This is a genomic window from Photobacterium indicum, from assembly GCF_003026215.1.
Taxonomy (GTDB): Bacteria; Pseudomonadota; Gammaproteobacteria; order Enterobacterales; family Vibrionaceae; genus Photobacterium; species Photobacterium indicum.
In genome coordinates, this window is the sequence record NZ_PYOC01000003.1 from 228,458 (window position 1) to 251,004 (window position 22,547).

20 protein-coding genes are annotated in these 22,547 nt (G+C 41.3%); 6 read left to right on the plus strand and 14 right to left on the minus strand.

Annotation, left to right across the window (positions count from 1 at the left end; translation table 11 throughout):
* Position 1: 1 nt before the first annotated feature.
* Entirely contained in the window at positions 2-796 is a 795-nt protein-coding gene (ygfM, locus tag C9J47_RS11405; RefSeq protein ID WP_107253648.1) for a molybdopterin-dependent oxidoreductase FAD-binding subunit, read from the minus strand.
* A 445-nt stretch (positions 797-1,241) separates the two neighbouring features.
* Between ygfM and C9J47_RS11410 the strand changes: the two genes are divergently transcribed.
* From C9J47_RS11410 to C9J47_RS11420, 3 genes are all read left to right on the plus strand, one after another.
* A complete protein-coding gene (locus tag C9J47_RS11410) occupies positions 1,242-1,805 on the plus strand; it encodes a Crp/Fnr family transcriptional regulator (protein ID WP_245903435.1) in 564 nt (187 codons plus the stop codon).
* A gap of 91 nt (positions 1,806-1,896) precedes the next feature.
* Positions 1,897-2,409 carry a YgjV family protein gene (locus C9J47_RS11415; RefSeq protein WP_107253650.1) on the plus strand — a complete coding sequence of 171 codons (513 nt, stop codon included), beginning with the start codon at positions 1,897-1,899 and terminating at the stop codon, positions 2,407-2,409.
* Positions 2,410-2,502: 93 nt separating this feature from the next.
* Positions 2,503-2,883 (plus strand): ASCH domain-containing protein, encoded by a 381-nt coding sequence (locus C9J47_RS11420; protein WP_107253651.1) that lies wholly within the window; start codon positions 2,503-2,505, stop codon positions 2,881-2,883.
* Between the two features lie 407 nt (positions 2,884-3,290).
* On the opposite strand, the gene C9J47_RS11425 is transcribed toward C9J47_RS11420, so the two are convergent.
* The 3 genes from C9J47_RS11425 to C9J47_RS11435 form a co-directional block, all read right to left on the minus strand.
* A complete protein-coding gene (locus C9J47_RS11425) occupies positions 3,291-4,898 on the minus strand; it encodes a BCCT family transporter (protein WP_107253652.1) in 1,608 nt (535 codons plus the stop codon).
* Between the two features lie 493 nt (positions 4,899-5,391).
* Positions 5,392-6,102, minus strand: a complete 711-nt coding sequence (locus C9J47_RS11430) for an HAD family hydrolase (protein WP_107253653.1) — start codon at positions 6,100-6,102, stop codon at positions 5,392-5,394.
* Between the two features lie 117 nt (positions 6,103-6,219).
* Entirely contained in the window at positions 6,220-7,794 is a 1,575-nt protein-coding gene (locus C9J47_RS11435; protein ID WP_107253654.1) for an ATP-binding cassette domain-containing protein, read from the minus strand.
* Positions 7,795-8,143: 349 nt separating this feature from the next.
* Here C9J47_RS11435 and C9J47_RS27100 point away from each other — a divergent pair, with 349 nt between their 5' ends.
* Both C9J47_RS27100 and C9J47_RS11440 read left to right on the plus strand, forming a co-directional pair.
* A complete protein-coding gene (locus C9J47_RS27100) occupies positions 8,144-8,284 on the plus strand; it encodes a hypothetical protein (RefSeq protein ID WP_006231711.1) in 141 nt (46 codons plus the stop codon).
* Between the two features lie 48 nt (positions 8,285-8,332).
* The gene (locus C9J47_RS11440; RefSeq protein ID WP_006231710.1) at positions 8,333-8,998 is read left to right on the plus strand and encodes an SDR family NAD(P)-dependent oxidoreductase; all 666 of its coding nucleotides are present in this window, start codon (positions 8,333-8,335) and stop codon (positions 8,996-8,998) included.
* A gap of 132 nt (positions 8,999-9,130) precedes the next feature.
* Here C9J47_RS11440 and C9J47_RS11445 read toward each other — a convergent pair whose 3' ends face one another.
* From C9J47_RS11445 to C9J47_RS11480, 7 genes are all read right to left on the minus strand, one after another.
* Complete coding sequence (locus C9J47_RS11445; protein WP_107253655.1) at positions 9,131-9,733, minus strand: 2OG-Fe(II) oxygenase; 603 nt, start codon at positions 9,731-9,733, stop codon at positions 9,131-9,133.
* 209 nt (positions 9,734-9,942) lie between these two features.
* A complete protein-coding gene (locus C9J47_RS11450) occupies positions 9,943-10,842 on the minus strand; it encodes an FAD binding domain-containing protein (RefSeq protein WP_107253656.1) in 900 nt (299 codons plus the stop codon).
* Positions 10,836-11,318, minus strand: a complete 483-nt coding sequence (locus C9J47_RS11455; RefSeq protein WP_107253657.1) for a (2Fe-2S)-binding protein — start codon at positions 11,316-11,318, stop codon at positions 10,836-10,838. Before C9J47_RS11455 ends, C9J47_RS11450 begins: the two co-directional genes overlap by 7 nt.
* Positions 11,308-13,521 carry a xanthine dehydrogenase family protein molybdopterin-binding subunit gene (locus C9J47_RS11460; RefSeq protein ID WP_107253658.1) on the minus strand — a complete coding sequence of 738 codons (2,214 nt, stop codon included), beginning with the start codon at positions 13,519-13,521 and terminating at the stop codon, positions 11,308-11,310. Before C9J47_RS11460 ends, C9J47_RS11455 begins: the two co-directional genes overlap by 11 nt.
* Positions 13,522-13,535: 14 nt before the next feature.
* Positions 13,536-14,864: a putative aminohydrolase SsnA gene (gene ssnA, locus C9J47_RS11465; protein ID WP_107253659.1), complete on the minus strand. Its 1,329-nt coding sequence runs from the start codon at positions 14,862-14,864 to the stop codon at positions 13,536-13,538.
* Positions 14,865-14,879: 15 nt separating this feature from the next.
* Positions 14,880-18,023 (minus strand): putative selenate reductase subunit YgfK, encoded by a 3,144-nt coding sequence (gene ygfK / locus C9J47_RS11470; protein ID WP_107253660.1) that lies wholly within the window; start codon positions 18,021-18,023, stop codon positions 14,880-14,882.
* Between the two features lie 535 nt (positions 18,024-18,558).
* Positions 18,559-18,807, minus strand: a complete 249-nt coding sequence (locus tag C9J47_RS11480) for a DUF3297 family protein (protein WP_006231703.1) — start codon at positions 18,805-18,807, stop codon at positions 18,559-18,561.
* Between the two features lie 265 nt (positions 18,808-19,072).
* Between C9J47_RS11480 and C9J47_RS11485 the strand changes: the two genes are divergently transcribed.
* Positions 19,073-19,834 carry a spermidine synthase gene (locus C9J47_RS11485; protein ID WP_107253662.1) on the plus strand — a complete coding sequence of 254 codons (762 nt, stop codon included), beginning with the start codon at positions 19,073-19,075 and terminating at the stop codon, positions 19,832-19,834.
* A 235-nt stretch (positions 19,835-20,069) separates the two neighbouring features.
* On the opposite strand, the gene C9J47_RS11490 is transcribed toward C9J47_RS11485, so the two are convergent.
* From C9J47_RS11490 to C9J47_RS11500, 3 genes are all read right to left on the minus strand, one after another.
* Positions 20,070-20,780: a pseudouridine synthase gene (locus C9J47_RS11490; protein ID WP_107253886.1), complete on the minus strand. Its 711-nt coding sequence runs from the start codon at positions 20,778-20,780 to the stop codon at positions 20,070-20,072.
* Between the two features lie 245 nt (positions 20,781-21,025).
* Entirely contained in the window at positions 21,026-21,448 is a 423-nt protein-coding gene (locus tag C9J47_RS11495; RefSeq protein WP_107253663.1) for a GNAT family N-acetyltransferase, read from the minus strand.
* A gap of 25 nt (positions 21,449-21,473) precedes the next feature.
* Positions 21,474-22,475 (minus strand): S66 family peptidase, encoded by a 1,002-nt coding sequence (locus tag C9J47_RS11500; protein WP_107253664.1) that lies wholly within the window; start codon positions 22,473-22,475, stop codon positions 21,474-21,476.
* Between the last annotated feature and the right edge of the window lie 72 nt (positions 22,476-22,547).

The window sequence follows — 22,547 nt, forward strand, 5'->3', positions numbered from 1 at the left end:
ATTAAGCCTCCTGAGCAAGATGCTGACATTCAGCAAGTAAATCGGTAACCACAACGCCAGCGATATAACGTTTGTATTCCACGCCGCCGCAAAGGTTCGCGACCGGATGAACGGCATCTGCCACGGCTTGCTCTAGTAACTCACCTTTTAAGTCTTGTGCTTCAACATCGCGTAATCGAACAGGAACGGCATAACCATGATGAAATGGTGACACACCGTCTAAAGCAATAATTTTATTTCCTTGCTGATCAACAGAAACAGCGGCAGTCACAACCGCAAGCCCTGCAGCCGAACGCGTAATGTTGTAACCGATACACATCAAATTTACGTTTGGAATAATGACTTCTATGATTAGTTCACGTTGCTCACTATTGATATAATCTTCAATATCCATCTGACTGGCGTTAGCGAGAATAACCGTTGCCTTTAATGCCATTAAACTTGGCACTAACAACGCTTCTGATTGGAATGCTGCAATTTCACCACCTATAGTGGCTTGGTTACGGACATGACGAGAATAGATGAATGCCGCCGCTTGTTTTAATGCCACAGGCGTTAGCTCGTTATCAATCAAACTTTGAATATGACACATCGCGCCGATATGAAGGGCTTCACCCTGTAGTTCGATTTTATCCAGCGCTAGCTTATCAAGAGAAATAGCCACTGTTTTGTCGGTTTTAGTTGGCGTAGCATTGAGTTTTGTACCACCAGCAAACCATGTTGCAACACCTGTATGTTGCTTCATGAGTTCAAGAGCTTGAATGGTCGACTCTGGCTGTAAATAATGTTCAATCATTGTTCTTACCTTTTTTGAATTCTACTTCTATTTGATAGTCATCAGGCATGTCTCTAAGACGAGAGAATGAGTGATTGTTAATCTCTATGGATTCAAAAAGGCAACTATTAAGCCAATCTTATTAAAGTGTTAGATAAGCGATTAGATTCGTGAGCACCGTCAGAATTTGGGGTAAAAATGAGAACTACATCAATAGAAAGACTTTGATTTAGGAAAGGAATTTAACGCTTAAGATAACGCTAAATAAGAGCGTTTCTCACTCACACATGACTATCTATCAAAATAATAAGTCCCTCCTATCAATTTGATAGCTGATAGTAATAAATAATGAGAGCTCTCAGCTTAAGCTGGCTATATCTGCGATAACGATATTTATCGTGACGACACTTAAGGTGATTATGCTAGTCTTGGCACGGATAATTTTTAGATGAAGGCTTATTTGAAAGTGGATACGTTTACTAAGGTTATTAATTTTTTCTCTGATTTAGGTGTTTCAAATCAAGTCATTGAATCACACATATCCCAATTTAAAACGATAACCCTAAATGCTGGCGAGGCATTACTCGCACAAGGTTCAGAGCAACGTTATGGGTATTTTATTACGTCAGGCATTTTAAGAGCCTGCCACTTTAATGAAAGAGGTAGCGAACGCTGCAAAGAGTTTTATTTTTCGGGTGAACTCTGTTTTTTATATTCAAGCTGGTTACAGGGAATATCGGCTCAATACCAAATTGAAGCTATAGATGAGGCTAAAGTAATAAGAGTACCCTTACATATTTTATCTTTACCAGAATATTTACCTGCAAAGGTTTCTCTATTACAACAACAGCTTATATTTAAAGAACAAAAAGAGGCCTTACTTTTACTCAATAACCCCGAACAACGTTATCAGCATCTTGTGCAATATTGGCCACACTGGGTTAAGAAGCTTAACAATATTCAAATAGCCAGCTATATAGGCATTAGTCCTGTTAGTCTATCTCGGTTAAAAACAAGAATTAAGGACTGAATTAACTTAAGTTAATTCCTCTCACAGTATTCACCGTCATAATAATCACTCTATTTTCATTATTAAACAAAAACTTAGAGTGAGAGCATTCATGTCAACATTTGTTTGGTCACAACTTTTAATTGCCATTGCTATCGTGTTCGATCTTGCATCATTTCAATTTAAACAAAGGCAAAAAATTGTCTGTTGTTTATGTTTTTCAGGTGTATTAATTAGTGCCCACTTTATCTTACTTGAACAATGGACTGCTGCGGGTTTAATGCTGCTGGCAAGCATCCGCTATTTTTCCAGTATTTTTACGACGTCTAAAGTGTTGATGTCATTCTTTTTAATTTGCGCTTTAGTCATCACATCTTCGACCTTCTCCGGCTTACTCAGCCTTTTAAGTTTCAGCGGTACAGTATTCCAAACGTCAGCTTCATTTTGCCAAAACGATCAACGCTTACGGCAATTAATGATCGTTGGAACGACAATTTGGCTAGTACACAATTACCTTGCAGGATCGCCAACGGCTGTGATTATGGAACTACTGTTTATCGGCAGTAACATAGTCGGCTATTACCGATATTATGGGATAAACCTAAGGAGACATGCTCAGGTGTAATGGCAAATATATCAGTGGAATAGTTCATACCAGTTACCACTATTTTTGCTATTCTGCATAGAAACATTCTCTAAAATAAGAGTAAATAGTTACATGGAATACAAACTTGAGATCTATCGTAAAGCCATACAAGCGATTCGCTTAGGTAAGAAAAAAGTCGAAATTAGAACCAATAACTCTTACGAATCTATTCAGTATGATCAGCTTAAAATTGGGGATACTATTCTTTTTCAGATCATTGCAGGCCCCCCATTCGTTGGGCTTGAGATTATTGAACCAGACGCTTTGAAAGTAAAGGTGGTTGCTGTTCGTCATTATCCTGATGCAAGAAGCCTGCTTGAGCAAGAAAGCCTCGACGTACTTTCAACATTATGCAATACCATAGAAGATGGCGTTATTTTATTGAACAGCTTTCACGAATACCAAGCTATGATCCCTCTGCACGGTATTTATGCCATTGAAATCACGCTCTAATAACCACTTAATAATGGCCACAGACGTAAAACAATTCCTAAAGTATTTGAGCTTTCATCATACAAAAAAATCGGCCTCAAACATTCGCTTGAGACCGATTAAATTGTTGTCATCATCGTTCGTATATACCCAAGCTACCCCAAGATGCAGGATTCAGAGTGATCTCAGCGTGTTTAATTCAAGGAAAATGTGTGTAGGAATGGCATTCCCTTTCAAACACATTTGACACAGAAGTTGATACGCTGAATCACTCCCGAAGGGCGAGTTTTGTTGGGATCTATGCGGTGTTACTTATTTTCAACGTAGAACGACTAGGTCTATAAATAAGTGCCTTGCCTAGAGCCCAACAAATTCTCGCTGAAACGAGCATCTTGAGGTAACTTGGGTATAAAACTAGATGAATGACCTTAAGCTGTTTTAGGCAACTTTTTATGGTTCGTATATAACGCAAGTTCGCTGTTTAAGCCTTTCACTAAGCTAACGCACATTAGTAACAACACAAAGGTGAATGGTAAGGCTGTCGCAACCACACCAGACTGTAGTGCCTGAAGCGCTTCTTTACCGCCAACCCAAAGCATAACGCCAGCGATAGCACCCTCGACTGTCGCCCAGAAAATTCGCTGTGGAACCGGAGCATCTATCTTACCACCAGAAGTGATACTATCGATGACCAATGAACCTGAGTCAGATGACGTAATAAAGAAGATCAATATCAATATAATCGACAGTACTGAAATTGCTGAACCATATGGTAGTGCATCGTAAACATGGAATAAAGTAAGTGAGATATCATTCATACCATTAATACCTAGTTCACCGACTTTATTAACCACTTGATCAATCGCTATACCACCAAAAGTAGCCATCCAAATAATCGTCACTAACGTCGGGATAAAGATCACAGCAAGCAAGAACTCACGCACTGTTCGACCTTTAGAGATACGCGCAATAAACATACCTACAAATGGTGACCATGAAATCCACCACGCCCAATAGAACACAGTCCAGCCATGCATCCATGTTGTGTCTTCACGACCATGAGGGTTACTTAGACCAATGATATTTTCCACATAAGCCATTAATGTGTCTGGAATCGAAAGCTTCACAACATCAAAACCAACGTAACCAACAAACAGCAACAGAGCAAATGCAAACAGCATATTGATATTACTCAATACTTTAACGCCGCCATCAATACCGCGAATTACCGAGATAATCGCAATCATGGTCACAAATGCAATAACGATAAGCTGCATACCAATACCGCCATCAGTACCGAATACATGGTTAATACCGCTAGTCGCTTGCTGCGCACCTAAACCAAGCGATGTCGCCAAACCAAATAAGGTCGCGAGTACCGCCATAATATCGATGGCATGCCCTAACCAACCCCACGCTCTATCTCCAAAGATTGGATAAAACACTGAGCGAATCGATAGTGGCAAGCCCTTGTTATAAGCAAAAAATGCCAGCGATAACGCGACAATTGCATAAATAGCCCAACCATGGATGCCCCAATGGAAGATAGTCGACCCCATTGCCAGTGCTTTGGCTTCTGGCGTATACGGTTCTACGTTAAAGGGTGTGCCCCACCAATCAGTAAAGTAAGCAACCGGTTCCGCTACCCCCCAGAATAGAAGACCAATCCCCATGCCGGCAGCAAATAGCATTGCTAACCATGAAGCTGTTGAATGTTCTGCCTTAGCTTCTTTGCCACCAATACGAATTTTACCGAACGGCGACAACAGCAGCACCAAAGAAAAGAGTACGAAAAAGTTAGTTGACCACATGAAGAACGTGTCAAAACCATTAATAATACTGTTCTTAAGACCGTTTAGTGCTTCTTTCGCTGTATTTGGATCGACGATCATAAGAGTTGTGAGGAATAAGAGAATAAACCCTGCGCTAATGCCAAATACAGGGTTATGAATATCAAAACCCCACTTTTGAATGTTGTCTTGACCCACCTGATAGTCGGTCGTATCAATACTGTATTTCTTTACTGTACTATCCATAAATGATACTCAAACGTTTTGTCCGTATATTTTTTTTGTTCAAAAAGTAGAAACGAAAATGGTCCACAAAAACCAAGATAATTAGACCACTAAATAAAAAATCCGCGAAATATTAACAATATCGATATAAAAGTTCAAGTGGACTCGGTTTTGCTGGGCTTTTATACTACCAAGGTGGTGGTTTTACCTACTCATTTATTATGTACACTAAACATTAGTCATCATACTAATTTACCCTGAAATACCCGAGACATATGGATTTCAAATAGGGTCTTCTAGAAGGGAAGAGTCGACAAAAAAGGGATTGATACGGAGAAAAGAAAATATACCCAAGCTATCTCAAAATGCAGGATTCAGCGAAAATCTTGAGGTAACTTGGGTATAGAAGTTAGAGGCTTTAAGTAGCTAGCTCCTGAGTAGTATAAGAAGACCAGCCAACGGGTTATTAACGATTAATCATAATTATAGATATCACTCCGTTATCACTTCTTAACTATAGATATTGTTCACAAATAATCGCTAATTCAGACGGATCTCGAATGATGTAATCAGGTTTTACAGACCAGCCTTCTGGCGCTGCCCCACTGTATGCAGCTGCCACAGAAATAACTGTCAATTTTTTACCAAAGGCAGATTGCACATTACGAGCAAACTGTACATCAGCTTCATGATCGCCAATGTACATCACTGTTTTATTCTCTGCGCTATCAAATAATTGTTCTAGACAAATTAAACCACCATCTGCGGCAGGTTTCTGTGCATCGCCTAATACATCGTCATAACCGATAACTGATTTGAAAAAAGAATCAATTTTCGCCTCAGATAAAACTTTACGTATATTTTTTGAAGCATTCTGCGAGCAAATACCATGCGGAATAGAAGATAAGCGTCGTACCACATCATCTATCCCCGTAAACAATTTAACTGGCGTAGTATTACTTAACTGATGTTCAGCCCATAACGTACCCGCTACCTGCATTTCTGATTCCGTCATGCCGTAATAATTTACATAAAGTTCTTGCCAGTTTTTAGCCGCATGATTGGCGTGATGATATGCAGCTTCACTGAGTAAGTACTTAGGCAGGTTATCGCCAATTAAACGAGGCGCAACAACGGATAAAATATTTTTTGTAATCTCTATATTTTTAGGAACAGAGTTAACAATTGTTCCATCATAATCCCACAAGACAGCATCTAACTTCATTATTTCTCTCATATTCATATATTACTAACAGCTAAAAATATATCTGATTCATTCAACAGAATCAGATTTAAAACGTCCATACACAGAAACAATGAGTTGATTATTTTGCTGCAGAATTTATCCTATTGTTACCTGCATATTAACCCCAACGTCTCTGACAAAATCTTTATCATGACTCACCAAAATGAACCCTCCTTTAAAGGCTTTTAGTGCGGTTGCTAGCATCTGTTTTGAGTCGATATCTAAATGATTATCTGGTTCATCAAGCAGTAACAAGGGCGCATCATCAACATGGCTCACCATGAGCATCGATAATTTCATTTTTTCGCCACCACTTAAATCTGCCACTTTGCGGTAAACAGAATCTCGCCTAAAACCAATACCTGCTAATAAGATTCTGGCGTCGCTTTCAATGAGCCCTCTGCAATGGTGCATTAAGCTGTCTAGCATCGAATCATCACATTTCAACAAGCCAAAATTTTGATCCAAATACACCGTGCTTGTATACCGTTTAATCACCCCAAAATAACTCGAGTGTTGCTGTTGAATTGCTTTTAGTAACGTAGATTTTCCACATCCATTCGCGCCATCGAGATAACATCGATCCGTCTGAGATAAAGAAAAAGAGAACAAACGTCCTGTACCATAATGCAACCGACAGTTTTGGACGTCTAACAGCTTTCGTTTCTTTACTTGCGCTGCTTGCTGTAAATACAACGCTTGGGGTTTCAATGCCTCTTTATGAACACCTAAGCTATGCAGTTTGTCTTGATTACGGTCTACTTGATTTTGCTGATTAGTTACCTGTGCCGATTGACTGCGTCCCGCCTTGTCTTTCATCGCGTCCATTAAGATCTTTGGCTGGCTACCCGATTTTCTTAGGCGGTTGCCTTGGGCTTCACGTTGCTGTGCCTTTTCTTTGTTGGCTTGGGTTTGACGCTCTATCTTTTTTTGTTCTGCTTTCAATTGCACTATTTTTCTGTCTAATGCTGCTGACTGAGTCGTCACCTGCTCTTGATATACATCGTAATTTCCACTGAAAAACGTTAGCCCTAAGCCTGTTAGCTGATAAATAGCATCGACATGTTTTAGCAAGCTTCTATCATGGCTAACCAAGAGTATTTGCCCTTCGAATTGTTGTAATCGATTAATGAGCCAACGCTTACCGGCAGAATCTAAATGATTAGACGGTTCATCAAGCAGTAATATTTCAGCATTAGATTCGAACAGTTTATACAACTGTAAAAGGGCTAATTGACCACCGCTTAACGTATGGCAATACGTATTCAATTCCGACTCAATGCGCAATGTCTTTAACACTTGCTGTAATCGAATTTCTATATCCCAATCATCGCCAATTACATCAAAATGTTCTTGCTTACAGCCTCCCAGCTCAATGGATCGAAGTGCCAGCAATTTATTGGTAACGCCTAAATAATCAGAGATACGGGTATTACCATCCAGAAGTTTAGAAGGTAATTGAGAGTAATAAGCAACCTGGCCTTGGCAAGTTACAGAACCCTGAGTTGGTGAAAGCTTACCCAATAACAATGAGAGAAAAACAGATTTCCCTACCCCATTACGACCCACCAACCCTGTAATACCATTAGGTAGGGTGAAATTTAAGTTCTGAAATAGCCACTCCCCAGTATCGAATTGGAATGACAATTGATGTGTGATTAATGCAGGCATAAGAATACCTCCCCTTACGAATGAAATGTAAAAGGGGTCTAAGCCGTTACTTAGGTGTGATTGCCGCAAGAAGAAGCAAGATATAACTGTACTGTGACAAAGTAACGCCCACTAACCCCGAGTGTCCAAATAATGAATAGTCATTGAATGTCGGTAAGTTAGTTATTCATTATGGCGTTAGCTCCGATAGATATGATGGTGGAATTATAATCAAGACGATGGCTATTTTTCAACTACCTTGATCACAATCCCAATAACAGACAAGTCACCATTAAATCAATTATTCATAAGGTATAATTAATGGGTAATTAGTGTATAACAAGTAACATAGGTACACCTAGGAGGGGTTATGAGCGTTGTATTTGGATTCATTATTTTGGCTATCATTGCCGCCTTAATCAAAAAGAAGACAGGCCTAACTTTAACTAAGTTCTTTGAGCAAAAAATTCAAAACTATTACAAAAAGAATGAAGATAAAGAAAATCATTAAACCGTGGCTTTGTCTTTTTAAACAAAACCCCATTAATAAAGGCATTTTATGATTGTAATTACAGGCGCAAGTAGCGGTTTAGGTGCAGCATTAGCACACTTGTACAGCACAGAAGGAAAACCATTACTGATCACCGGGCGAAATGCACAACGCCTTGAAAACGTAGCTGCCAATATGCCAGAAAAAGTACAGGTTAAACAAGCTGACCTCGGTAAAGCCACAGACGTCGAAGCATTATTGGATTCTTTAGAGTGCGCACCAGATACAGTTATTCATTGTGCTGGCAGTGGTTATTTTGGCCCTATCGAACAGCAAGATCCTGAAGCAATCAGCCAGTTAATTCAAAACAACGTGACCTCAACGATTTTCTTATTGCGCGAATTAGTGAAGCGTTACCGTAATCATAAAGTCAATGTCGTCGTTGTGATGTCGACAGCTGCACAAGCAGCTAAAGCTGAAGAATCAACCTATTGCGCTGCAAAATGGGCGGTACGTGGATTAGTAGAATCGGTTCGCCTAGAATTGAAAGGCTGCCCAATGAAACTTATCGCGGTTTACCCTGGTGGAATGGCGACTGACTTCTGGAAAACGAGTGGGAAAGAATTTGATACCTCTTCGTTTATGACAGCAGAAGAAGCCGCACACATGTTGAAGCAGGCGCTTGTGGGTACTGAACACGGTTTTGTTTCAGATATTACGATTAATCGCCATTAAATTCGTTATCAATTTAATAGGGTCTCTGTTCATTTTAAATAAAAGCAGACCCCATTAATTTCTTTACCACAGTCCGTTTCATACCATTCTGGATAAGTGAATGATCAGATATTTGTCTAGTCTAGATTGGTATTACCGCGCGATATCGAGAACATTGTCTTTCACGCCGTTAATACGAAACCAACCTGCAATACTAAATCGCTGTTTATTGGTAGGTAATACTTCGTGTGGGAACTGTTCAGATAAAAACACAAACAAGCGACCAGATTTAGGTGGAAGTTTAGCAATTACATTATCATCTAAATCATAAACAACCAGCTCACCACCATCTTCTTCAGTCCAACTGTCGTTCATATAAAAAACAGTGGTTAATCGGCGATTTTCATTGCCACGGAAGCAATCAAGGTGCTTCTTATAGAAATCCCCTTCTTCATACTTCGCAAAGTGAGCTTCGTACTCAAATAAACCAAGGTAGAAATGTTGGTTTACCTCATGACGAATATTTTCCATTTGATTAAGAAAGACCTGAACTGGCTCGCCTAAATTTGAGGCTAGCCAGTGAATTTTATCACTACGAATTGATTCAATTCGCGTAACGTCATCATTACGCCCAATACAGGCTTGTTTCCAATTTTCAGGCAGACATGATTTGAGCTGTTCAACCTGCGTAGCAGACATAAAATCATCCCAGATGTAGTAACCGTTTTTATCTAGTGCATCAATTAACTTTTGCATCACATTTTCATTATGGGTATTTCAATAATGCGCGTTATATGATCATCTGCACTCACCTACAATTCAGATTACTGATGGTTATGATGAACGTTTTTAATCCTAGCTTCTAGCTGCCTTTATACACCTTAAAATAAAAGAGGCTATTGCCATGAGCAACAACCTCTTGAAGGTAAAATAAACGATAAATGAACAAACAGTTAGGTCATTACTTAGGCAAGTTGAGTTAACCAGCGTTCTAATAAATTCAGTGACACCCTGTGCCGATATTGCGCTGTCGAACGTTGATCATCGATAGGACAAATTACTTTGCTGTAGCCACTCAGTATATTTTCAATAAATAACGGCTCACGTAGCATCTCAATCGGCTGACCAATGATTTTCTGCTCTAAAACAGTGCTACGCACGACGGTTGGACCCACAGCCCCAAACGCGACTCGCCAATCTACCACTTTACCTTGCTCAACTTTTGCTAACCCTGCAACCGACAGTTTTGTTAAAGCATTCGCCGCCCGTGTGCCGACTTTGTGATAGAAGGTAACGGGAAGATCACTCTTAGGAATTACCACGTGGGTCAGTACTTCTCCTTGCTGTAAGCACGTTCTGCCAGGGCCGGTAATAAAGTTGGCTATCGGCATTTCACGTTGACCATGAATCGACGATAGAACAAGCTTCGCATCAAGCAAATACAAAGCAGGTAACGAATCAGCAGCCGGTGAGGCATTACAAATATTACCGGCCATAGTGGCGCGGTTACGCAATGCTGGCGCGGCAATATTGGCGACACTTTGGCGTAGTACATCAGGCACTAGCGGATTAATCTCAATGTCGTGCAAGCTAACACCAGCACCAATACATAGACCAGATTGACACAAACCAGACTGTAAACCAGCCTCGGTACCCAAACCAGACTCTAGTTCAATCAGCGTTATATGTTGTAACTCTTCAATAGCATCAAGAAAAACCACATCGTGCTTAAAATCAGGGGTTATTCCCGGTCGTGCAGTGTGCCTCACCATTAAATCGGTGCCACCTGAAAATAAGGTATGCTCACCCATTGCTAATTTGTCTAATGCTTGTTCTAAAGTGTCTGGACGATATACCGTTACCATAATCCTTCCCCTTTAGTGGCCGCAATATTCGCCGCATCGATAATCATTCCATAACCCGTGCAACGGCAGAGGTTACCTGAAATCGCGGTACGAATTTCTTTTTCGGTCGGGTGCTGTGTTGGATCGCTGCGGCCATTTAATAAGGCATACAGCGCCAATACCATTCCCGGCGTACAAAACCCACATTGCACCCCTTTTGCTTCTAATAACGCATCAATCACGCACTGACCTTTAGCGGTTTGCCTTAAGCCTTCGAGCGTCATGATATTCGCGCCTTCTGCTTGTGCAGTGGGCATCATGCAAGCATTTACTAATTGTCCATTAAATAAAACAGAACACGCCCCACACTCACCTTCACCACAACCTTCTTTCGTTGCTGTCTTTTTCAGGTTACCGCGTAATGTATTCAATAATGATTGCATCGGATCTGCATCCACGGAGACACATTCATTATTAAGGAAAAATTCAATTTTCATCTTGTTCTCCTTGATATTCATGCTGCGATCCCTGTTCATTCGCTTTTATAACAACTACCTTAACAACTGCCTTATTTTCTGCGTATAACGCTTCGCATACTTTTTCGGGCGTAACTGGAATAGATGAAAATGGTTTACCAATCGCTAACTCAACGGCAGCGGCAAATGCAGCGGCTCCGCCATTATGGGTGAGTTCACCGCCCCCTTTGGCACCATTAGGGCCATATGGGTATGGGTTATCCACCAAATCACTTTCAATTGATGGCACATCCAGTGCGGTTGGAATCACATAATCAGCCATGGTTTTCTGAGCAAACACACCATCGCTAGTCAGTTCCATTTTTTCACAGCTGCCATAGCCAAGAGCTTGCACTAACCCGCCATCAATTTGGCCTTTAAATACCTGAGCATCAATCGCGCGCCCAATATCGTATACCGCCCATGCACCCGTTATTTGTGTTTCACCTGTTGCCATATCGACATCAACTTCCACGACATTCACACCATAGCTGGTCACTTGGTAGGCATTGCCTTGATACGTATTTTGATCCCATACGTGATAGTCAGGCTTACGGTAAACTTCTTCTAGCTCTTGATGTTCACCCTCTACCCAGCAAGATTTCAGCTTTTCAGCTGCTTTTTCGAGTAAATAGCCGACAATAACGATAGATCGCGAAGCAACAGTAGGACCAGAATCAGGCACAACACCAGTATCAGGTGTCGCTAAATGCACAGATTCAAGGGGTTTGCAGAGGCTATCTGCCACAATTTTACAGAAGGTTAAGCTTAACCCCTGACCAATATCAGTGTTCGATGCCAAAATATAGACATTGCCATCAGGTTCTTTAACCAAGCGAACTTTAGCCCGTACCAAGGTATCTTCTAGATCACCCGCAAAGCCACAGCCATGTTGGAAAATAGCCATACCAATCCCTTTACGGGTTGCTGTATTCGGCGCTTGATCCAAATAAGATCGTGTTTTTTGAGAGTAGTCCGATAAGTCAGTAATACGTGCCATCATTTGATCGAGCACCAGATCACCAAAGATCTTCGCGCCCGTTAATGTGGTCGAATCTGATTGTAAAAAATGACGTTGCTTAAAGGCTGCAGGATCTTGCCCTAATTGCTTTGCAACGTGATTAAGGTGGGTTTCGATACAGAAACAAGTCTGCGGTGAGCCAAAACCACGAAATGCACCTGTAGGCACAGTATTGGTTGCCCAAGCATGCCCTTCGACACGTACATTAGGAATATCGTACACATTGGTGACAGTTGTGATTGAACGCTGAAGCACAATGCCAGAAAGGCTAAGGTAAGCACCGGAATTCACATCGAATGTCACGTCCATCGCGACAATGTTTCCATGCTTATCAATACCTGTACGGTAGTGAAATGCGACAGGGTGTCGCTTGGAGGTAAACGCAATATCTTCACTGCGTTCTAATACAATTCGAATCGGTTGTTGCAGCTTTTCTACCGCAACAGCTAACGGACCGGCGAGTACATCAGGGTAATCTTCCTTACCACCAAAGCCGCCACCCGTTGGGCATTGAATCGCACGCACATGATCATGACCAAGCACAACAGCCATACAGTGATGTACATACCACGGGCATTGCATCGAACCTTCTATAACCACTTTGCCATCTTGTGGGTAACCAACAACACCTTGTGTTTCTAAGTAAATATGTTCTTGATAACCCGTACTGCATGTTTCTTCAATAATGGTAACTGCTTGTGCAAAGCCCTCGTCGATATCACCTTTCGTCAACGCATGGGAATCAAATACATTGTCTGTTGAATGAATGGCGCCATCGATAAGTGCTTTTGATTGTTCAATAGTATAAGCAGGTGTCAGCGGCGAATATTCTACCTTTATTTGTTGCAGTAATTGCTCGATAACATCAGGAACAGGACCAACTAATAAGAAAATCACTTGGCCAACGTAACGTACTTCTTTATCAGCGAATGCTGGCCAATCGATTTCAACAATTGGCAATACATTGTGTCCCGGAACATCTTTGGCACCAAACAAATGGTAGCCTTCAGGTAATTCCGGTACATAAACCGCTTTAATTACGCCTCTAGAACAAGAAGAGCGGAAAAACCGCCCTTCCAATAGTCCTTCGTAATGGCGGTCGGCAATATACTTCGCTTCTCCAGTGGCTTCTGCCAGCTTGAATCTAGTATTAACCGTATCCATAACGGGATCTCACATTAGTCTAATTGATCCATGGTTTTCCATAAACGCTCTGCCACTTTGCTGGCTTCTGCATAAATGGGCGCGATATCAAACGGGAATGCACGGTCTTCGTATACGAAGCGCCCTTCCACCATCACACTGTTCACGTTACCCGCATTCATACCAAAAGCGACATGACCTGCAAGGTTATCAGCAACAAATGGCGTTGGGCTGGTGTAATCCAAGATTGTTAAATCAGCCTTATTGCCAGCTTCAAGTCGACCGAACTTAGCACCAAAGTTACGGGCTAAAATTTCGTTACCATTCCAGAGGTTCTTCATGAAACTATCTGGCCATAGCGGACCACCAGCATCACGGTGTTTAAAGAACGAGAACTTCAATTCTTCAAGCATATCCGCCCCTATTCCATCCGTGCCTAAAGCGACATTTTTGAAGCGAGTAAGCTTGTTGTTATAGCCCACATTATTGTTCATGTTTGAACGTGCGTTATGCACCAAGAAACCATCTTTCGCATTTAAAATATCAATATCACGATCGGATAAGAACAAGCCATGTGCTAACAAGGTCTTCTCATTAATCAGCCCGAAGCTATCTAAACGCTCTACAATATCTTGACCATAATGATGGTGACTGTGCGTTACGTCGTAGCGATCTTCTGCCACATGCACATGAATACCACGCCCTGTCGCTTGTACAGCTTCGGCCATCATGGCTAAGCCGTCGTTAGTTACCGTAAACGGTGCATGAGCACCAATATGGGCTTCGACTAAATACGGTTCAGTGCCTTCTTCTTTTGCACGATCAATCAGCTGAGCAAAAGCGATGTTTTCTTCGACACCCGCCATCATCTCTTTCATGCCGCCATTGCGATCTGTGGTCTCAAAACAAGTCATGCCGCGAAGACCTGCTTTGATGAAACCTTTACGCAAAGTACTGAGTGAACCACCAATGTAATTTGGTGACGCATGATGGTCTATAACCGATGTACAACCACTTTTAATCGCTTCAAGTGAACAAATTAAACCGCTGTAATACACCGCTTCTTCATCTAAGGCGCGGTCCATACGCCACCATAGATTCTTCAGAATCGAGATGAAATCAGGGCTTGGTTTAATATCAGCCATTACGCCACGGGCTAACCCTGAGTAGAAATGGTTGTGTGAACACACCAAACCTGGCATAACGAGCTTGCCATGCATCTCTTTTACGATGGCATCTGGATATTTCATTGAAAGATTAGCGCCAACTTCTTTAATTGTGCTGCCATCAATCGCAATATCGACGCCTTCTTTAATAAATGCAGGTTCAAATTGCACAGCAGTTGCGTTTTTAAGTAATAACATTCCCTTACTCCTTACCTATACGTCCACTTTGCCAAGTAGGTAGCTATGATGTGCATGCACGTAGCTAATAATGGTTGCTTCATCGGCTAACGACTCTGGCATATCGAGTTCACTTTGCTCATTGATGCTGAAGGTGTAAATTTCCCCTTCAGAACGTACTAGCACTTCAGTTCCTTCGATATAGAAGCCTGCATTTGTGCTATTGGTAAAATCATCGCGTAGGTTAAACAGAGTAAACTTATCTTTGTACGGTTTGCTGTCCCATGGGCAGAACTGGGCACAGTTACCACATTCATTACAGTAAGCATCGAGGTGTATTGTTTGGAACTGATCACGGAAGCCCGGAATAGGCAGAGAAATGTTTGCACGGTTAGGACATACGTCGACACACTTGCTACAAACATACGAGCACTCTAAGCAACGCTGTGATTCTTGTTGGATAAACGCTTCATGGTCATTAATTTCAAGCGTATTCGCTTCAATCAGTTTGACCTGAATTTCCCCTTTACGAGCATAAACATCGTCCACTTGCACATCTGATTTCACGGCAATTAACTCATCATTTTGAGCTTCTCGCGCAAGAATCGTTGTTGCAGCTTTGCGTCCACCAGAAATAGCCGAAACAATCGATGACGGGCCTGTACTCGCATCCCCCATTAGGAATACATTCTCGACACTGGTTTCACCTGTTTCACTATTCACAACAGGCCAACCATCTTCGCCCATCGGAATACCAATACGGGTAAGTGCATCGCGATTGCTTTGCTCACCAACTGCGGTAATAAGCGCATCTACATGCAGCTCAACCGTTTCATCGGTTGCAACCGGACGACGACGCCCTTTTTCATCAGGCTCACCCAATTTCATAACGCGGGCAACTACCGTACCGTCAACATTAAACTCTTCTGGGTTAGTCAAGAACATGAACTTCACACCATCTTCAACGGCTTCATCATATTCTTCTTTATAAGCTGGCATTTCAGCCAATGTACGACGGTACAATACGGTGACGGTTTCAACACCATCGACTTGCAATGCCGCTCTTGCACTGTCCATTGCTGTATTGCCTGCGCCAACAACAGCAACATGCTTACCTAATGTATGCATTGCTGCGCGCTCAGGGCTAGGCGTAAACTCACCATCATTAAAACTACGTAAGAACTCTAACGACTTGAACACATTGGTGTTATCACCCGTTAGTGACATTGGATTGCCTTTATCTGCCCCTATACCCAAACATACATATTTAAAGCCACTCGATTTCAGTGTATCCACCGTCATATGTGGATTACAGCCGTATTCGATATTCACACCATGATCTTGCACAAAGTCGATATCATGTTGAATCACTTCGGCAGGAATACGGAATTGAGGAATGATATTTTTAACCACACCACCTGCATTATGTTCTTTCTCAAAAACCGTTACAGGATGACCCGCACGCGCCATAAAGTAGGCCGCAGATAAACCAGAAGGACCCGCACCAATCACGGCAATCGGATGTTTTTCGCTGTCTAGATCCGGTGCATGCCATTTGGCTTTATAGCCTTCCCAACCTTTTGCAAGGGCAACCTTTTTCATTTCACGAATGTTCAATGCACCTTCGTAATCACGACGGGTACAGTTGTACTGGCACTGGTGATCACAAATATGCCCAGTAATTGCAGGTAGCGCATTACGTGAATAAATCACCTCCAGCGCTTCGGTATACTGACTTAACCCCATTAAACGAATATATTCAGGAATGTCTTGGCTGATAGGACATGCCGTTACACAAGGCGCAACGTAACAGTCGGTTAATGGCAGCGCTTTTTTCACACTGATTTCTTCTGGTCCACGCCATTCTTTTTGCGTGTATTCCGCCACTAATGATTTAGCAGCTAAGGCTTCCAGTTTCACCAAATCAACTTTACCCATGCCCCATTCGCTGCTTGTTTCCAGCTCTTTGGCACAATCGGCTAAACGTAAATAACCACCAGGCTTCAACAGATCGGTTGCCATCGTGATAGGACGAATACCCGTATCAAAAATCTCTTTGATATTGAATTTACTTGCGCCGCCAGAATACGAAATAGGCAAGGTGCCATTAAATTCACGCGACAACTCAAGCGCAACATTAATAGACAATGGGAATAAAGCACGGCCCGACATGTACATTTCTTTGTCTGGCAAGCGTCCTTTTTTATTCAGCGTACCTAATGTGTTGGTTAATTTAACGCCAAAACCGATGCCCTTTTCTTTACCTAAATCAACCAAACGGTGAAGCATGGCTTTCGCGGGTTCAATTTGTAAATCGTGACTAAATGATTCTTCACTTAAGGCAATGTAATCAAAGCCAGCGTTATCCATAATGCTACGAACACGGGTGTAACCAAGCAACGTTGGGTTTAATTTTACGAAAGTATTGATATGCTTATCGGCAATCATATAACGACAAATTGCTTCAATTTCATTCGGTGGACAACCGTGCATGGTCGATAACGTAACGCCACGTGTTAGTTGAGCCGAAATACTGGCGGGTAAGTTCTCTAAACGTGCAAGACGGTGCTCAAATCCGTAGGTTTTAATGAATTCAGGATCGTTAATGAAGGTTTTTAGCTCTGCAACATACGCATGGAAATTTTCATGTTGGCTAGAATCGACCATATCATCGATATATTTTTGCATTGGAGCAGTTTCAATACCGGCCAAGTCATAACCAACGCTCATATTGAAAACAAATGACTTATCTTCCCCTTCTGCACGAGGATCGAAGACTTCTTCCAGCAGGTGTAGCGCAATCCATGCTTTTAAGTATTCATCGTATGCTTTAACTAAGGTGAATTCGGTAGACCATTCCGTATTGAAGCACTCATCTTCTGCATCAATACACGGTTTAGCGATTTCTAACTGATCCAATTTCTGGACAGTTTTAAGCTCCATAAAACGCCCGCCCGCTAGCCACGAACAAACAATGTTTTGTGCCAACTGCGTGTGTGGACCGGCTGCTGGCCCTACAGGTGTTTCACAATGTTCGCCCCAAACGGATAAGCTCTTAGCATTTTCTTTTCGATAAAACTGCTTCGATGGGATTCCAAAAATGGACTTGCTCTCTTTGTATTCGCTAAACATACGATTGAGAAGCTCGCCAAATGGAACGGGACGCATGATGTCTCCCATGATAAATCTCCTTGATGCTGTTTCTTTTTGTTATTACAGCCAGCACATTTCGTCGTGCAATGCGTAGGGCTCAGAAAGTGAGATAAATGCATTGATTTACCTCGTAATGCATTCAATTGAGCAACTACTGCGCCAAACTTTTAAAACACGATAAATAAGGAGGAAATTCGTGACGAATGTCGAAAGAAAGGTAAAGAGTGTGATTAAGGTCAATAAGCTGAATTTTCAGTTAATTAATAATAAAAACAGCCAATTGAGTATGATTCTTACTACGGGTTTAATTCCTATCAATTTAATAAATCGCTATCACTTTGATAATGGGGAAAGTGATAGTGGAATGATTTGTCATTGAAACAAGCCCTTGAGATAGAGCATGGCAGTAATGTTTGGTTGGATATCAAGAATATATAGGGCCTAAATTTCTTTAGGCCATTTTTTGGTGCTGATCGTAAGTGGTATTACAAAACAACGTAACTATTGCGCCAACTAAGTCGGGGGATTACCGCTGGCTAAGTTATCGGTTTTTCAATACGTCTTACTTATAAAACGCTTTAACCGTTCCTTTTACCGTAACAATAAGCGGTTGACCGCGACGGTCTAATGCTTTGTGTGACGCGACTTTTACCCAACCTTCGCTGATGCAATATTCTTCAACATCGAAACGCTCTTTACCATTAAGCAGAATACCAATTTCATGCTCGAAAACTTCTGCCACATGGTGCGGGCTACGAGGATTACCCGCAAGGTGATCCGGTAATTCTGGGCGTGAGTTAGTATCGTTCATGTTTGTGACCTGTCGTAAATAAAAAGTGCGCTATTGTAGAGAATATAGGCCTAACGCTCAAGAGCTGCAGTAATAAATTGTATTAATACATTCATATGTATACGCCATCAGTGACTTGATTTCTTTTATAAAATTATATTTTTCAGTCAGAGCATCAAAACGCAACCAACTCGATGCTGTTTTATACAGGCAAGGTCAAAGGTATTGTTTTCCGTTATAATGCCCTACTCGTTATATACCCTTCTTTAAGAGGTATTAAAATACCATGGATATCAATGGAACCTGTATCTCAACAACAATCGATGATCACGGCCCAATTTATGTTTACCAAACAAGAACCAGCCGGATCCTCAGCTTTGATGGGAAAATCTATCAAAGCTGCATGAAGCTAAATAATATTAATAGATTACACCTCGGCTACACCCAAGCCATGATGGCAGGTTTATTTTTTATCCCCACAGTAAAAACAGCCACCGTCATGGGGCTAGGCGCAGGCTCAATAACAAAGAACCTACTTAATAGTTTCTCCGAGTTGAACGTACACGCGATTGAATACCGTGAAGCAGTGGCGAAGATCGCAAAAGAATATTTTTACTTACCCGACACAGATCGCCTCTTCCTTCATATAGACGATGCTGTGAACTACATGAAGAACACCGATCTAAAAAGCGATATTATCTTTTCAGATCTATACAACTCGGAAGGCATGGAACCAAAACAAGTACAATCATCCTATTTACGTGATTGTAAAAATGCACTCAACAGTCAAGGTGTTCTCGTGCTCAACATCTGCCATACGGCACTTAAGTTACGAGAAGAGTTAGATGAATTACTCGAGCTCGAATTTAAAAACCGACTACTCAGTTTCGAAGTAGAAGGTGGAAACACGATCGTACTCGCATTCAAAAACGACATCCCCTCGATAAAAAGAAAAGAACTACTAACTAAAGGGAAATGGTTACAAGAGGAAATGAACATTCCGATTGAATGTTATGCCAAATTACTTGGGGATGCACAAGATTTATGAGAACACCCGTTTTTACTCAATGAATTATTGATAGATGAGTATATTTTATGGCGGCCGAAAGGTTGCCGAGAATATATTCCATGTCCACTAAGACATTATCGATTTACTTTTGAATAAAATTCGATTGCATGACAAACAAATATGTTTATACCTTGGATCTAGGTGAGTAGTTAATGGCTGGAGAATATAAAACGGCAATGGATAGGTGTCGATTCGCGACACCTATCCTTATCTGTTATACGGCTTCATTTGTCATCAACTCCTTTTGTGTAAGCTGCCTACTGTGCCCCTCTTCAAGCCCCTCAAGACAAATATTCCCCACAGAAACTCGATGAAGCTCCAACACTTCGTTTTGAAAAAAACCAAACATTCGTTTAACTTGATGATACTTGCCTTCAACCAGTGAAAGCCTAGCAGTGTACTCAGAGAGTATCTCTAAGCAAGCGGGCTTAGTTGTAATGTCTTCATAACCAAAATAGATACCCTCTCGAAATACAGCCACATACTCTTCAGTTAAAGGTTTAGACAAAGTAACCTCATAGACCTTTGCGAGCTTTGTCTCGGGTAAACTGATCTTGCGCGACCATGCCCCATCGTTAGTCAATAACACCAGTCCCGTTGTATTAAAGTCTAGACGTCCAACAATGTGCAGTTCGCTCTTCTGAGGGTGCTGAATAAGGTCTAACACAGTAGAATGTTTAATGTCTTTCGTCGCGCTAACAACTCCCTTGGGTTTATTCAGCATAATATAAACCGGATTGTTATCTTGTAAGCAGTTACCATCTAATTCGACATAAGTGAATTTCGTCACTTTCTGTTGATTTGAATGCGCCACCTGCCCATCCACAAGGATCCGTTTTTGAGCAATTAAAAGGCGAGTATCTGAAATAGAAAACGTACTGTTCTGGCTAATAAAACGATCGAGTCGGTTGGTAGTAGATTTCATGAAATAACTATAATCACTGTTTGATATAAGATTCACCGATAAGGTAAGTCTATTTTTGGAAATGAATAAATTCACGCACAACCGTGTATCTATCTCTCTATTTTTAATACTGAAACTAAAGATCCACTCGCCTGCCTGAAACATAACGCCGTAACAGCACGTGTGAACGCCTTAATTGCCAATTATACCCAAGTCACCTCAAGATGCTCGTTTCAGCGAGAATTTATTGCTTTGTATCTGTATTCTTATTTAACCAATGCACTTTTAAGCACGAAATGATCATCGTGCGTTTCAATTACTTGCCAGTTTAGCTTTGAATACAATTCTGGGATTTGAGCAAAAACCAATAACTCTGGCTCACCGATACTCTCGACCAATTTCTCAGCACGATTAATCAATTGTGAGCTAATACCCTGTTTACGATTTTCAGGTTTAATAAAAACAGCATTAATCCAAACAGCTTGCTCATTAGTCATTGGAGATAGAAAACGAGTAAAAACCAAACCACCAACCAATTCGCCGTCTTTTAGAGCAATGATTGGACTTGGGATTACTTTCCCATCCTTTGTTGACGCTAAAGGTTCAACATCATCCCATTCACTTTCAAACCATTGATATAAAGTAATCAAATGCTGAGAGTTACTTTCAACCTCTTGAATTAAAACCATTATCACCCATTAAAATTGTTTTGTATTACGCTGACACCCACGGGCCATTCAGGCTGAAACTTTCTGTATCAAAGTCTATCGTGGCCTTTACCCCGATTGGAGTAACTAACATCGGGTGGGTATGACAACTATCAAAACCACAAAAAATCGGAATGTTCTGACCATTCAGAACTTCAAGCAACACATCAAGCGGAGTTCTATTTGTACCTTTATCATCAAATAGTTCGTGCTTGCCAAGTATGACGGCAGACACCCTATCAAATACACCGCATACTTTTAAATGAGAAAATGAGCGCTCGACAGTTTCGATTCCTAACAGAGAGTCCTCAATTAGCAGCAGATCTCCATCAACTATTTCGGGCATATATGGACTACCCCAAACACCGCCCATCGTGTTTAAATTTCCACCGATTATGCGCCCAGTAACTTTACCAGAGCCAAAAAATTGCCATTCATTTTTATATACAGGCTTTGACGATGTTTGATTTTCCCATTCAACTTTTACATCAGTCCACAAGCTTGGCATCGTATATTGATAATGCATTAAAGGATCACATAGAAGATCACTAAAAGACTGAAATGATTCATCAACTAATGGTGAAAGTTCACCAAAAGAAGCCACTAATGCAGGGCCATAAAACGTAACAAGGCCAGTTTGTGCATAAATACCCAAAAGAAGTGCAGTCACATCTGAGTACCCAATAATGATTTTAGGATCTCGTTTCAAAGACTCGTAATCAATATATGGAAGTAAAGCATTGCTGTTATTTCCCCCTATCGTAGAAATAATACAGCGTATACTCGGATCTCGAATTAACGTATTCAATTCTTCAGCACGCTCTTGAATTGAACCAGAACGGTAGCTATCAGCCTTGCCCGTTAAGTCACCAGCTATAAGCTCGAACCCTTTACTTTCTAGATAGCTTTTTGCTCGTTCAAAACGCTTAGGTGCAAATACTGTTGCCGGAGAAGATGGTGAAAAGTAACCAATCTTATCTCCAACTTTTAATGCTTTCGGGACTAACATTACTAAAATCCTCCATAATTATTTAAGTGTAATCACGCCGAACATAAGTTGCACCATCGCTAACCGACCAAG

Coding starts and splice junctions, on each gene's coding strand:
- ygfM (WP_107253648.1), bottom strand. CDS start 796: ATGATTGAACATTATTTACAGCCAGAGTCGACCATTCAAGCTCTTGAA.
- C9J47_RS11415 (WP_107253650.1), top strand. CDS start 1,897: ATGTCAACATTTGTTTGGTCACAACTTTTAATTGCCATTGCTATCGTG.
- C9J47_RS11420 (WP_107253651.1), top strand. CDS start 2,503: ATGGAATACAAACTTGAGATCTATCGTAAAGCCATACAAGCGATTCGC.
- C9J47_RS11425 (WP_107253652.1), bottom strand. CDS start 4,898: ATGGATAGTACAGTAAAGAAATACAGTATTGATACGACCGACTATCAG.
- C9J47_RS11430 (WP_107253653.1), bottom strand. CDS start 6,102: ATGAAGTTAGATGCTGTCTTGTGGGATTATGATGGAACAATTGTTAAC.
- C9J47_RS11435 (WP_107253654.1), bottom strand. CDS start 7,794: ATGCCTGCATTAATCACACATCAATTGTCATTCCAATTCGATACTGGG.
- C9J47_RS27100 (WP_006231711.1), top strand. CDS start 8,144: ATGAGCGTTGTATTTGGATTCATTATTTTGGCTATCATTGCCGCCTTA.
- C9J47_RS11440 (WP_006231710.1), top strand. CDS start 8,333: ATGATTGTAATTACAGGCGCAAGTAGCGGTTTAGGTGCAGCATTAGCA.
- C9J47_RS11445 (WP_107253655.1), bottom strand. CDS start 9,733: ATGCAAAAGTTAATTGATGCACTAGATAAAAACGGTTACTACATCTGG.
- C9J47_RS11450 (WP_107253656.1), bottom strand. CDS start 10,842: ATGGTAACGGTATATCGTCCAGACACTTTAGAACAAGCATTAGACAAA.
- C9J47_RS11455 (WP_107253657.1), bottom strand. CDS start 11,318: ATGAAAATTGAATTTTTCCTTAATAATGAATGTGTCTCCGTGGATGCA.
- C9J47_RS11460 (WP_107253658.1), bottom strand. CDS start 13,521: ATGGATACGGTTAATACTAGATTCAAGCTGGCAGAAGCCACTGGAGAA.
- ssnA (WP_107253659.1), bottom strand. CDS start 14,864: ATGTTATTACTTAAAAACGCAACTGCTGTGCAATTTGAACCTGCATTT.
- ygfK (WP_107253660.1), bottom strand. CDS start 18,023: ATGGGAGACATCATGCGTCCCGTTCCATTTGGCGAGCTTCTCAATCGT.
- C9J47_RS11480 (WP_006231703.1), bottom strand. CDS start 18,807: ATGAACGATACTAACTCACGCCCAGAATTACCGGATCACCTTGCGGGT.
- C9J47_RS11485 (WP_107253662.1), top strand. CDS start 19,073: ATGGATATCAATGGAACCTGTATCTCAACAACAATCGATGATCACGGC.
- C9J47_RS11490 (WP_107253886.1), bottom strand. CDS start 20,780: ATGAAATCTACTACCAACCGACTCGATCGTTTTATTAGCCAGAACAGT.
- C9J47_RS11495 (WP_107253663.1), bottom strand. CDS start 21,448: ATGGTTTTAATTCAAGAGGTTGAAAGTAACTCTCAGCATTTGATTACT.
- C9J47_RS11500 (WP_107253664.1), bottom strand. CDS start 22,475: ATGTTAGTCCCGAAAGCATTAAAAGTTGGAGATAAGATTGGTTACTTT.